This is a genomic window from Flavobacterium niveum (genome assembly GCF_055231775.1).
Map to the genome: position 1 here is coordinate 166,230 of NZ_JBUYSX010000002.1, position 12,601 is coordinate 178,830.

The following is a 12,601-nucleotide window of genomic DNA, read 5'->3' on the forward strand; positions in this document are numbered from 1 at the left end:
AAATACCACGTTAAAAATTAAATTCCTCACCGGTTATATCCTGTATAGATTGGGATCGAAGGCCAACAACTGATAACCATCAACTAACAACCATTAAACATGCACCACCTCGTCATCTACCAGCAAAGCCTCGCGGCGGAAGCGCAGCAGTATCTGGGCTGTGGCTATCACATCTTTTTCGCAGTAGGTTACAATGCGGTCTATGTCTTTTTCTACATGGTATACGTGGCCTACCTGGCTGCCGTCTATATCATCCTTTGGCGATGGTATGCCCAGTATTTTGGTCAGTAGCTTAAGGGAAGTGAAGCTTTTATAGTCGCCAAATTTCCACAATTCCATGGTGTCAAGATGTGGTACTTCCCAGGGCTTTTTGCCAAAGAGGTTCAGCTTGCCCGGTAGGGGTACGCTGTTGATAATCATACGGCGGGCTATGTAGGGGATGTCAAATTCTTTGGCGTTATGGCCGCACAGTATGTGCTGCGGTTGGCCGAAATGGTTGTTCAGTAAATTGCTGAAATCGCGTAGTATTTTTTCTTCCTCCCCAAAAAAAGAAGTAACGCGGAAATGGCGGATATCATTCCTGAACGTAAAGAACCCGGCCGATATGCAAACAATCTTGCCAAATTCTGCCCAAATACCTGCACGCTCGTAGAACTCCTCAGCGCTTACATCTTCTTTACGCTGATAGGCTGTTTTCTGGGCGTAGAGTTCTTTCAGGTCATCATCAAGCTGGTCGTAACCGGGTTGTTCCGGTACGGTTTCTATATCAATGAACAGTATGTTTTCGAGCCGTATTTTTTCAAGCATTTTTAGTCAGGGGTATATTGTGCCTAATCAGTAATTTTCATAATAAGGAAGTCGACGAAATTATCTGCATATTTATTGCTTTCAGTGTTTAGGTAAACAGGATATTCTCCGCTGCCATCGGCCTCAGAAAGTTTGAAAAAATACGTTTCGCCATTGTCTGTTTCCTGTATCACCAGCATATTGGTTGTCGAAATGCCGTTTTCACGGTTCATCTCGTTAATATATACAATGTCGCCACCTACTACTTCATCAAAATCGACCTCATATATGCTGAATATTTCGTCACCATAGATTTCACCGCCGCAAAAGTTTTTTAGCCACCAAATATAGGACGGTGGGAATTTAATATCGAGGCGTATTTCTGCTGCTTCAATCCATTCTTCTGAAACGCCAACCCCAAACTCGGCAAAATCTACAAAATCAGGATTTTCATTTACCAGTTCTATTAGCTTTTCGTAGTCCATAGTGATGTTTTTCAGTTACTTCATTTCACGCTTATTACCCTCGCCGTCTTCAGGTTTTATTTTACCCAGCATTTTATAGGCTTCGTCTACATATACGTAAAAGTCGTTGCTGTGCGGATCGTAATTAGCATCGGTTCTCTTACGCTGTTTGCCCTTGGTATGGCCAAGGCGAACTACGATAAGGTTATCCTCAGGTATGCAGATGACAAACTGCCCCAGATGGCCGCGCATATAGTACATTTTTTTGCCCATATAGTCGTTTATCCACCATCCGTAGCCATATTCAGGGCTTTCGGCAAAGCGTGGCGTAACCATACGTGCCACATCGGTACTGTCTAAAACCTTGGTGCCGTTCCAGTCGCCATTATGCAGGAATAGTTTGCCAAAACGGGCAAAATCACGGGCGTTGCTGCCCACACAGCAGTATGATTTTTCTATACCGTCTTTTTTGTCCAGTTGCCAAAGCGCGTCCTGTTCCATACCCATCGGTTTCCAGAATTTGTCGGATACGTAGTCGCTCAGGGTTTGCCTGGTCGCTTTGGTAATCACCATAGCAAGGAGTTCGGTGGCGCCGCTTACGTAAACAAATTTTTTGCCCGGTTCTTCGGTTACAGGTACCTCCAGCATGGTTTGTTCCAGGTGGTCGCCAAAGTAGGCACGGGTAGTAATGCTGAAAGCGCTGGCATATTCCTCATCCCAGTCTAAGCCCGTAGCCATAGATGACAGGTCACCCACGGTAAGCTTGGCGGCAAGGCCCTTGGTAAACTCCGGGAAATAGTCGCCCACCTTTTGGTTAAGGCTTTTTATTTTTCCTTCTTCAATAGCCTTAAACAGTGCAGCTGAAGTAATGCTCTTTGCCATACTGAATGAGTTGCTTTTACTCTCCGGCCCGTAACCGTCGTAGTAGCTTTCGTGCCAAATGCTATCGTTTTTTATGATGAGGTAGGCCACGGTGCCCAATTCTTTGTTTACAGCTTCAAGCCTGTCAGTGCCTTTTACTTTGTTGTAATCTTTGGCGTTTGCCCAGGGTTGTGCGGTGCCGTGGTGGATGGTGCGGTTGTCAAAATGCGTGTAATCGTCCAGGTAGGCGGTGGTTTTGCCGTGCAGGTACACCACACGTACGGCTTTTATAAGGTAATCTACATCAAATATGTACATAAGCGCCACGATAATGGCTATGGGCAGTACGAACCATTTGAGGAGTTTTTTCAGGAATTTCATACAATGAGAGGTTTATACGAATGTACAAATTATTTTGGATAAAGTATGGTACCTCCGTATTGCTCTGTTCTATCACAGAGATGCACGGAGGGAACACAGAGCTTAAAAAAGATAGCCCTTAAAATATTTCTATTAGCCTCTGCGCATCTCTGTGCCTGCTCTGTGAAACTCCGTGTAATTCTAAATACGTAAGCAACAATAAACTCTTATATTTACATTATCCAAAATAATCACCTCATAAAAATGAAAAAGCTACCGGTACTTGCGCTTTTATTACTGTCCATTGCTGCATTTTCGCAAAAAACAGATTACTCAAAGTATGTAAACCCGTTCATTGGTACAGGCGGGCATGGGCATACGTTTCCCGGTGCTACGGTGCCTTTCGGTATGGTTCAACTCAGCCCCGATACCCGGATTGACGGCAGTTGGGACGGCTGCAGCGGCTACCATTATTCCGACAGTGTTATCTATGGGTTTTCACACACGCACCTTAACGGTACCGGATGCAGTGATTATGGCGATATTATGATTATGCCTACGATGGGCGAAGTTTCATTGGATAAAAAAGACTATAGTTCGCCATTTAAGCATGCCAATGAAACTGCTTCGGCGGGCTACTATTCGGTGCTGCTGGATGATGATAACATTAAAGCCGAACTTACCGCTACCCCGCGTGTAGGTTTTCACCGTTATACATTTAACACGGCAGGGCAGGCCAATATTATCCTTGACCTGAATCATCGTGATAAACTTATTATGGGCGAAGTACGGGTTATAGACAGTAAGACCATTGAGGTGTTCCGCCGTAGTGAGGCATGGGCGCGCGACCAGTACATTTATGCGTGTATAGAGTTTAGCACCCCGGTGAAGGTTACCAAAGTAAACAACAATGCCTTTGCCCCAGCTAAGGTAACCGATACGTTTTTTGCAGGTTCGCTTTTGGCAATCAGCTTTAGTAAGGAAGTGAAAAAAGGGGAAGAGCTGCTGGTTAAGGTAGCGCTTTCGCCAACGGGCTATGAGGGTGCTGACAAAAATATGAAGGCAGAACTTCCCGGATGGAAATTTGATAAAACCCTGAAAACCGCACAGGCGCTTTGGGATAAAGAACTCGGTAAAATAGAAATAACCGAAAAGGACAAAGACAAGAACACCGTTTTCTACACGGCACTGTACCATACCATGATGCAGCCCAATGTGGCTATGGATGTTGATGGGCAATACCGCGGGCGAGATAACGAGCTGCACTATGCTAAAGGGTTTACGTACTACTCGGTATTCTCCTTGTGGGATACCTTCAGGGCGGCGCATCCGTTGTATACACTGATTGACAAAAAACGTACTGCCGACTTTATAAATACCTTCCTTGCCCAGTACGAACAGGGTGGCAGGCTGCCCGTGTGGGAACTGGCCAGCAACGAAACCGACTGTATGATAGGCTACCATTCGGTAAGCGTGATGGCCGATGCTATGGCAAAAGATATTAAGGGCTTTGATTACGAAAAGGCATTCCAGGCGGCAAAGCACAGCGCCATGCTCGACCATCTGGGGCTTGATGCCTATAAGCGCAACGGTTTTATCAGTATAGATGATGAGCATGAAAGCGTATCGAAAACCCTGGAGTATGCTTATGACGACTGGTGTATTGCCCAAATGGCAAATATTACAGGCCATGCATCTGATTATCAACACTTTATGAAGCGAAGCCAAAACTGGAAAAACCTGTTTGACCCTACTACCAAACACATGCGCCCGAAACGCAATGGGGGTTGGGAAACGCCGTTTGATCCGCGTGAGATAAACAACAACTTTACCGAAGGTAACAGCTGGCAGTACAGCTTTTTTGTGCCACAGGATATATTGGGGCTTATAGAAGCCTACGGGGGCAAAGCAGCTTTTGAAGCCAAGCTCGATGAAATGTTTAGCGCGCCAAGCGCCACCACCGGCCGCGAGCAGGTAGATGTTACGGGGCTTATAGGCCAATATGCCCATGGTAATGAGCCAAGCCACCACATGGCGTACCTGTACAATTGGGTAGATAAGCCTGAAAAGGCACAAAAATGGGTGCGTTACATTTTAGACAATTTTTATAAAAACACCCCTGATGGGCTTATAGGTAACGAGGACTGCGGGCAAATGAGCGCATGGTATGTGCTGAGCAGTTTGGGAATTTATCAAACTACTCCGGGTGAACCCGGGTGGGATACGGTAACGCCTTCATTTAGCCGTGTGAAACTACATCTTGAAGGTGGTTTGAACCCTGTTATTACACCGGAAACCCCACAACGTTGGTTGCTGGATGTAACAGATAAAGAGTATGATGAGAAATATGTAGAAGATATTATTCCTGTGCCTGTTATCGAAGCACAGGGTAAGACGTTTAAAGATAAAATGCTTATTACATTATCTTCAGGTGGGGATGATAATAGTATTTATTATAAACTAATAGACAAACCGGAAAGCTATTTCAATCAGGAGATACATTATACCGGGCCATTTTATATTGAAAAATCATCAAGAATTAGTGCGATAATACGTACTGACACACAAGCTAGCAATTGGGTAAATGCGGAGTTCTTCAAAAAGCCAAATAACTACACCATAGCTATAAAATCAAAATACGACAAGCAGTATTCAGCCGGCGGAGACGATGGATTATTGGACGGTATTAACGGCGATGGTAACTGGCGCAAAGGAGGCTGGCAGGGTTACCAGGGGCAGGATTTTGAAGCCGTAGTGGATTTGCAAAAACCGATCAAGGTTAACTCGGTAAGTGCGGGCTTCCTTCAGGATAGCGGTGCGTGGATTATCATGCCTGCCAAAGTGGAGTATTATACCTCGGCAGATAATAAAAATTTTACCCTTGTAAAAACTATTGAGAATAAAAACATAGACCCTAAAAAGCGCGATGCGGTGATACTTACCCATTTTGATGCCGATATCAATGCCAATGTCCGCTATATAAAAGTGAAGGCGTACAACTTTGGTACATTGCCCGAATGGCATCAGGGGGCAGGTGGGGAAGCCTACATATTTATAGATGAAATTACGGTGAAGTAAAGTGTATTTGTTGTCCCGGTGGTGCGGGGCATTGGTGCGGTAAAATTATTACCTTTGCACCCCGAAAGGATAAAAACCTTATAGCATGAAAAAAGATATCGTAATACCTAAGGTTGAGGGTGTATATGTAGCTGCGTTACAGGAATGGAACGATGATTTTATGGAAAACACCTGGTATGCCTACCTTATAAACGACACTGCGGAGAAGCTGGAAACCGCTATAGTGGTAAGCAGCGCCCATGGCCTTATAGATGGTGAGGAACGTAAAACCAGCAGCCTGCGCCACGGATTTATGGAAGTATTGCCAAACACTGCCGTAAAGATTGAAATGATAGAGGAAAGCGTACTGCAGCTGGCTAACACGTTTATGGTTACCTATTTTATAGGCAACACGCTGTATGACAAAACCTTTACGTTTGCCGCAGCCAGCATAGAAAAAGAAAACGCTACCGAGGAAATACCGGTTATATACAAGGACGGTATACTGGCGAAATAGTCATAAGGTCATAAAGTCGAAAGTCATAAAGGAGGGATAAGGCAAAAGGCATAAGTGGTTGCGCTGTATACAATTTCTAATCGAAAGATACTGAACGGCCAACAACTTTAAACTTTACACGAGGCGATAGCCGAACTGGCGAAGCAAACCTGAAACAAAAATAAGATGAACAAAATATACCACCTAAAAACCTGCTCTACCTGCGCTAAGATACTTAAGCAGCTGCCTAACCTGGACAGGTTTGAGCTTCAGGATATAAAACCGAACCCGCTTACAGAAGCCCAACTTGAGGAGCTTTACAAAATGGCGGGCAGTTATGAGGCGCTTTTCAGTCGTAATGCTACGCTGTACAAGGAGCGTGGCCTTAAGGATAAAACCCTTGCCGAAGCCGACTACAAAGCCTTGCTGCTAGAGCATTATACCTTCCTGAAGCGCCCGGTTATTGTAGCAGGCGACAAGATATTTATTGGCAATAAGCCAAACACCGTACAGGAAGCGGTGGAGTATTTAAAGTAATATACAGCACATAATATAAAGCGTTTGCAGCTGCTAACCGCGGCTGCAAACTTTTTTATTACCTTTGCTTTCAACAAAATTCGTTGCATGATACAGTCAATGACCGGCTTCGGCAAAGCTTCGCTGCAATTGCCCACCAAAAAAATCACGGTAGAAATCAAATCACTGAACAGCAAGGGTCTCGACCTGAACGTGCGCATGCCTTCGTCATTGCGCGAAATGGAACTTGGCCTGCGCAACACAATTGCACAACGGCTGGAGCGTGGTAAGGTAGATTTTTCACTTTTTGTGGAAATTACCGGCGAGGAAACCACGTCTAAAATCAATGTGCCTATTGTAAAGGCATACATCAGCCAGATGAAGGCGGTAATACCCGATGGCGATGCTACCGAACTGATGAAGATGGCGGTACGTATGCCCGATGCGCTGAAAACCGAACGCGACGAAATAGACGAGAACGAGTGGGCACAGATAGAAGGCCTGGTTACTGAAGCGCTGGACAATATACAGAGTTTCCGTACTTCGGAAGGTGTGGCCCTGGAAAAAGAATTCATTGTCCGTATAGGCAACATCCTAAGGCTTATGAATGAAACACTGGCGTATGATGAAGAACGTATAGCCAATGTAAAAGAGCGCCTGCGCAACAGCATTGCCGACCTTGAGGTTAATGTAGACGAAAACCGTTTTGAGCAGGAGCTTATTTTCTATCTTGAAAAACTGGATATCACCGAAGAAAAAGTACGCCTGGAAAACCACCTGAACTATTTCCTGGAAACCCTTGCCGGTACCGAAGCCAATGGCCGTAAGCTGGGCTTTATAGGCCAGGAAATGGGCCGCGAAATAAACACCATGGGCAGCAAAAGCAACCACGCCCTGATGCAGAAACTGGTGGTACAGATGAAAGATGAACTTGAAAAAATAAAGGAGCAGGTACTTAACGTGCTTTAGCATAGTTGGTGGTTTTTGGTTGTTAGTTGTTGGACGTACCCGTAATTGTATCGGGTTTGAGTGCTAACAACTAACAACCAGTAACTAACAACCAAATTGAACGACACACAAACTACACTACATGAGCACTGGAGGAAAACTAATTGTATTCTCGGCACCATCAGGGTCGGGTAAAACCACTATAGTAAGGCATTTGCTAAAACACCCTGAGCTGAACCTGGCGTTTTCGGTATCGGCGGCCACACGCGAAGCACGCGAAGGTGAGATACACGGCGAACATTACCACTTTATTTCGCTGGAAGAATTTAAAAAGCATATTAAAAACGAAGACTTCGCCGAATGGGAAGAGGTATACCGCGATAACTTTTACGGCACATTAAACTCTGAAATAGAGCGTATATGGGCGCAGGGCAAAAACGTAATTTTTGATATAGACGTAGCGGGCGGGCTTCGTTTGAAGCGTAAATTCCCGGAGCAGACGCTGGCCGTATTTGTAAAGCCGCCAAGCATAGACGAGCTTAAAATACGCCTTAAAAACCGCAGCACCGAAAGCGAAGACAAGATAAACATGCGCATTGCCAAGGCTTCGGTAGAGTTGGCCACAGCACCGCAGTTTGATACCATTATAAAAAACTACGACCTGCAAACCGCCCTTGACGAAGCATATACGCTGGTTAAGGATTTTGTAGGGGCATAAGCGGTTTGTCATTGCGAGGAACGAAGCAATCCTATTATTAAAGGTTTTTATTTAGGAACAGTGATGAGATTGCTTCGTTCCTCGCAATGACAGGGCCGAACTATAAGATTATTAAAGATGAAAATAGGGCTTTACTTCGGTACGTTTAATCCCATACACACGGGGCATCTTATCATAGCAAACCACATGGCTGAATACAGCAGCCTGGATCAGATATGGCTGGTGGTTACCCCGCACAATCCGCATAAAAAAAAGAGTACCCTGCTTGAAGACCACCACCGCCTGCAAATGGTGCACCTTGCGGTTGAGGATTACCCAAAGCTAAAACCCAGCGATATAGAGTTCCGCCTGCCGCAGCCAAATTATACCGTAAATACACTGGTACATTTGCAGGAGAAATTCCCAACTCATGAGTTTTCACTGATTATGGGTGAAGACAACCTGAACACCCTGCACAAATGGAAAAACTACGAGGTGCTGCTGCAAAACCATGACATTTACATATACCCGCGCATAGATACCGCCACTCCCGAAAGTGAAATAGCCAATGCCCCGCGCATACATCGTGTAGGTGCCCCGGTTATAGAACTATCCAGTACATTTATACGCCAAAGCATAAAAGACGGTAAAAACGTGCGGCCTTTGCTTCCCCCTAAGGTGTGGGAATATGTAGAACACAACCTGTTCTATAAAAAATAATTGTTTGGATTAAATTGCTATTTTAGCATCATAACCAATAACGCAATTATGGAAGCTGACCAATATAACAGTTTTTCTGATTTTGAAACCATAAAATTACAATACCGCAGGCAGCTTATGCCTTGGTGGATGCGTTTTTTTAGCTGGCTTTTTATGATAATGGGTGGCTTTTCAATACCTGTTTTTGGTATGCTTAGTTTCAATTTAAATGTAAGTTCAAGCCTTTATAACCTTGACAATGCATTTCCATCATTTGGCAAATTTCTTTCTGCAATTCTTATGTTAGCAGGAGGTTTCACAGGCCTTTGGTTATGGTTAGAAAAGAAGGAAGCTGTTCTTTTCGGAAAAATATTTGCTATTATAAGTATTGTAGCCAGTGTGATAAGTATGGGTGCAATAATTGCTCAGAAGCATGAGCTAAGTGTACGTTTAGAGATAATATTCCTAATCATTTTTCTGGCAAGGCTTATAAAAATACAACACGATTGGGAAGATAATTATACTTCCCGTTACCACCGTAATTAATATTTTTTTGACGCCATATTTGGTAGAAAAATTACTATCTTATGCTTCCTGTTGAGCTAAAAAATGGAGGAAGAAAAGGAAGATAATTTTTCAGAGTTTGAAGATATACAACTGCAATACCGCCGCAGCCTGCTGCCGTGGTATGTGTGGGGCATATTGGGCGTGTATACAGCCTTCAGCCTGTTGTCGCTGGTTACAGATGTGTGGAGTTATTTCCAGGGATATGTATTTGTATTCGAAATGTTCCGTACACCGTTGCTTATCCCGTATCCGTATTACCCCATAGTTTCGGTTTTTATCCTCATATCCATTACACTATGCTATCTTCTTTTGCTTTTCGAAAACAAGAAAGCGGCACGGATTACATTGGTTTGTTTTGCCGTACTGCTGGCGTTCTGTGCTGCGCTGTTGCTTAAGGGGCTTATTACCGGGCATTTTTACCTGCGGCTGGAAATGCTCATTTGCATGGATATTGTTTTCCGGATGAAAGACATACGCAACGACTGGGAAAACAATGCCGTATCGCACCGCAAAACCGAAGAGTAACAGATTCAATGTTAATGAAATACTACTTAACATTTCTTTAGAGTGATAAAAGCGGGAATTGTGTAACTTAGATATACAATAAAAGGCACCTGCACAATTGCGCAAATGCCTTCTAAAACACCAAAAACAAAAAATTTAACTAACCTTGTGTAATCCTTGAATTAAACAAAATTCAATAATATAACGTGGGTAAGTGGGTTTCATTGCATTAATTAACGCTTAAAAATGTTAATTTTTCCATATTAACAATTGCGATATAATAGAATGTTGTACCTGCATCCGTTAAATTTGAGTATTTTTGGCGCGCCTAATTAAAAGTAAGAATGAGCAGTACTCCTAAGTTCGCGGTTATTGGTGGCGGAAGCTGGGCTACAGCCATAGCTAAAATGCTGTGCGTTAATGTAGATAAAATAGCCTGGTACATGCGCAGCGCCACTGCCATAGAACACATACAGCAACATTGCCACAACCCTAATTACCTGAGTTCTGTAGAATTTGATACCGACCAGCTGCTGCTTACCAACGACATTAACGAAGCGGTAGCCTATGCAGATTACGTAATATTTGCCATTCCCAGCGCATTCCTGAGCAAGGAGCTTGAAAAGCTTACCGAAAGCCTGAAAGACAAAGTGGTGTTTAGTGCCATAAAGGGTATAGTGCCCGAAACCAGCCTTATTGTGGGCGAGCATTTCCATAACGTATACGACATAGAATACGACAACATAGGCGTAATAACCGGCCCATGCCACGCAGAAGAGGTGGCACTGGAACGCCTTAGTTACCTTACCATAGCCTGTGGTGACCAGAAGAAAGCAAAAATTGTAGGTAAAAACCTTGACAGCTATTATATTAAAACCAAAATTTCTGACGATATTGTGGGTACCGAATATGCCGCAATGCTAAAGAATATTTATGCCATAGCCGCCGGTATAGCACACGGACTTGGGTATGGCGATAACTTCCAGTCGGTGCTGATGAGCAATGCGATACGCGAAATGAAGAAGTTCATACGCAAGGTGCATAAAATGAAGCGCAACATAAACAACTCGGCCTACCTGGGTGACCTTTTGGTAACGGGTTATTCTGTGTTTTCGCGCAACAGGATGTTTGGTAACATGATAGGCAAGGGGTATACCGTAAAAAGTGCCATGATGGAAATGAGTATGGTGGCCGAAGGTTATTATGCTACCAAAAGCGCCTACAAGCTAAACGAAGAATACCAGGCCAAGACCCCGATTATAGATGCGGTATACGCCATTTTGTATGACGGAAAGGATGCCAAGCAGGTATTTAAAAAACTAACGGAAAAACTCGACTAAATATACCATGAATAATGACGACCACCTGATAAAACACCCTGCTGTACTGGCCATTTTCGGTATTACGGTGATTGTTATGCTACTTCTGGATTTGGGGGTTTTTAACCGAAAAACCCATGAGGTAAGCAATAAGGAAGCCCTGACGTGGAGCGTGGTGTGGATAACCCTGAGCATGTTGTTCAGCGGGGTGCTGTACTATACCATGGGCTTTGATACGTTTGCCAAATTTCAAAGTGCGTACTGGATAGAAAAAGCCCTTTCTGTAGATAACCTGTTTGTTTTTATTATGGTGTTCGGGTTTTTTAATGTGCCGAAGCACCTGCACCACAAAGTATTATTCTGGGGGATTATCGGTGCGCTGGTATTCCGTGCCATATTCATTTTTACGGGTGTAGAGTTGATTAATCTCACCTACCTGCCTGCCATGAACATTTTTGGCGAAAGCGTAAAGATAAATGCCGTGCTTACCATTTTTGGTGTTTTCCTTATTGTGGCCGGTATAAAATCATGGGGCGCCCATGACGACGAGGACGAAAACAAAGACTTTTCCAAAAGCCCGGGCGCTCGCCTGGTACACCGCTTTTTTAATGTAACCGACAGTTACGAAAGCGGCAACTTTTTCACTATAGAAAATGGGAAACGCCTTGCCACGCCACTACTGGTAGTGGTAGCCGTTATAGAATTTACCGACCTTATCTTCGCGGTAGACAGCATCCCGGCCATTTTTGCCATTGCCCCAAAAGACCCGCTGATACTGTACACCAGTAATATATTTGCCATACTTGGGCTAAGGGCACTGTATTTCCTGTTGGCCAACTTCATGTACATGTTCAGCAAGCTGCACTATGGCTTGGCTATTATACTGGCGTTTATCGGTACCAAAATGCTTATCAGCCCGTTTGTACATATATCGTCGCCGGTATCGCTTGCGGTAGTGTGTGGGGTACTACTGCTTTCGGTTATTGCTTCGCTGGTTTTTAAGAAAAAGGAGGCGTAAATTTTATCCGCTTTTGGCACATCCAAGACAGTATAGATGTTGTAGCTTATATCCCCAAGCTACCATGCTTAATGCGATTGCTAAAGCAAGCAATAAAAGGCTTTTCCTGTCTAAAAATTTCAACACTGCAATAAGTACCCAAACAATAGCTGCAAAATAGGAAACAATGCCCAAAAATGGACCTAAGTTTGTATGGCTGTTAGCAGTGCTTTGACCGTAAGGCAGAATAAGCAGCGCATATAGCAGATTTACTGCTATTAAAGCAGCAGACAGGAGGATTGTCTTTTTCATTGGCTTGGTTGGTTTTAT

The 12,601-nt window shown here is 43.9% G+C and carries 14 protein-coding genes; 10 read left to right on the forward strand and 4 right to left on the reverse strand.

The features are described from left to right. Positions 1–93: 93 nt before the first annotated feature. Genes ACZIX4_RS06135 through ACZIX4_RS06145 form a run of 3 tightly spaced genes read right to left on the reverse strand, consistent with a single transcriptional unit; the run spans position 94 to position 2,492 of the window. The gene (locus ACZIX4_RS06135; protein ID WP_463334734.1) at positions 94–807 is read right to left on the reverse strand and encodes a 3'-5' exonuclease; all 714 of its coding nucleotides are present in this window, start codon (positions 805–807) and stop codon (positions 94–96) included. Between the two features lie 23 nt (positions 808–830). Continuing rightward, positions 831–1,271, reverse strand: a complete 441-nt coding sequence (locus ACZIX4_RS06140) for an SMI1/KNR4 family protein (RefSeq protein WP_463334735.1) — start codon at positions 1,269–1,271, stop codon at positions 831–833. 15 nt (positions 1,272–1,286) lie between these two features. Further along, the gene (locus tag ACZIX4_RS06145; protein ID WP_463334736.1) at positions 1,287–2,492 is read right to left on the reverse strand and encodes a serine hydrolase domain-containing protein; all 1,206 of its coding nucleotides are present in this window, start codon (positions 2,490–2,492) and stop codon (positions 1,287–1,289) included. A gap of 243 nt (positions 2,493–2,735) precedes the next feature. Between ACZIX4_RS06145 and ACZIX4_RS06150 the strand changes: the two genes are divergently transcribed. From ACZIX4_RS06150 to ACZIX4_RS06195, 10 genes are all read left to right on the forward strand, one after another. Next, entirely contained in the window at positions 2,736–5,549 is a 2,814-nt protein-coding gene (locus ACZIX4_RS06150; RefSeq protein WP_463334737.1) for a GH92 family glycosyl hydrolase, read from the forward strand. Between the two features lie 85 nt (positions 5,550–5,634). Next, positions 5,635–6,045: a hypothetical protein gene (locus tag ACZIX4_RS06155; protein ID WP_463334738.1), complete on the forward strand. Its 411-nt coding sequence runs from the start codon at positions 5,635–5,637 to the stop codon at positions 6,043–6,045. Between the two features lie 165 nt (positions 6,046–6,210). Continuing rightward, positions 6,211–6,561, forward strand: coding sequence for an arsenate reductase family protein (locus ACZIX4_RS06160; RefSeq protein ID WP_463334739.1), 351 nt, complete (start codon positions 6,211–6,213; stop codon positions 6,559–6,561). Positions 6,562–6,648: 87 nt separating this feature from the next. After that, the gene (locus ACZIX4_RS06165; protein WP_463334740.1) at positions 6,649–7,509 is read left to right on the forward strand and encodes a YicC/YloC family endoribonuclease; all 861 of its coding nucleotides are present in this window, start codon (positions 6,649–6,651) and stop codon (positions 7,507–7,509) included. 121 nt (positions 7,510–7,630) lie between these two features. Continuing rightward, positions 7,631–8,206 carry a guanylate kinase gene (gmk, locus tag ACZIX4_RS06170; RefSeq protein ID WP_463334741.1) on the forward strand — a complete coding sequence of 192 codons (576 nt, stop codon included), beginning with the start codon at positions 7,631–7,633 and terminating at the stop codon, positions 8,204–8,206. Positions 8,207–8,323: 117 nt separating this feature from the next. Further along, complete coding sequence (nadD, locus tag ACZIX4_RS06175; protein ID WP_463334742.1) at positions 8,324–8,905, forward strand: nicotinate (nicotinamide) nucleotide adenylyltransferase; 582 nt, start codon at positions 8,324–8,326, stop codon at positions 8,903–8,905. Between the two features lie 48 nt (positions 8,906–8,953). Continuing rightward, positions 8,954–9,430 (forward strand): hypothetical protein, encoded by a 477-nt coding sequence (locus tag ACZIX4_RS06180; protein ID WP_463334743.1) that lies wholly within the window; start codon positions 8,954–8,956, stop codon positions 9,428–9,430. A 63-nt stretch (positions 9,431–9,493) separates the two neighbouring features. Further along, entirely contained in the window at positions 9,494–9,976 is a 483-nt protein-coding gene (locus ACZIX4_RS06185; RefSeq protein WP_463334744.1) for a hypothetical protein, read from the forward strand. 323 nt (positions 9,977–10,299) lie between these two features. Next, the gene (locus tag ACZIX4_RS06190) at positions 10,300–11,295 is read left to right on the forward strand and encodes an NAD(P)H-dependent glycerol-3-phosphate dehydrogenase (protein ID WP_463334745.1); all 996 of its coding nucleotides are present in this window, start codon (positions 10,300–10,302) and stop codon (positions 11,293–11,295) included. 7 nt (positions 11,296–11,302) lie between these two features. Then, the gene (locus ACZIX4_RS06195) at positions 11,303–12,292 is read left to right on the forward strand and encodes a TerC/Alx family metal homeostasis membrane protein (protein ID WP_463334746.1); all 990 of its coding nucleotides are present in this window, start codon (positions 11,303–11,305) and stop codon (positions 12,290–12,292) included. A 3-nt stretch (positions 12,293–12,295) separates the two neighbouring features. Here ACZIX4_RS06195 and ACZIX4_RS06200 read toward each other — a convergent pair whose 3' ends face one another. Beyond that, positions 12,296–12,583 (reverse strand): hypothetical protein, encoded by a 288-nt coding sequence (locus tag ACZIX4_RS06200; RefSeq protein ID WP_463334747.1) that lies wholly within the window; start codon positions 12,581–12,583, stop codon positions 12,296–12,298. Between the last annotated feature and the right edge of the window lie 18 nt (positions 12,584–12,601).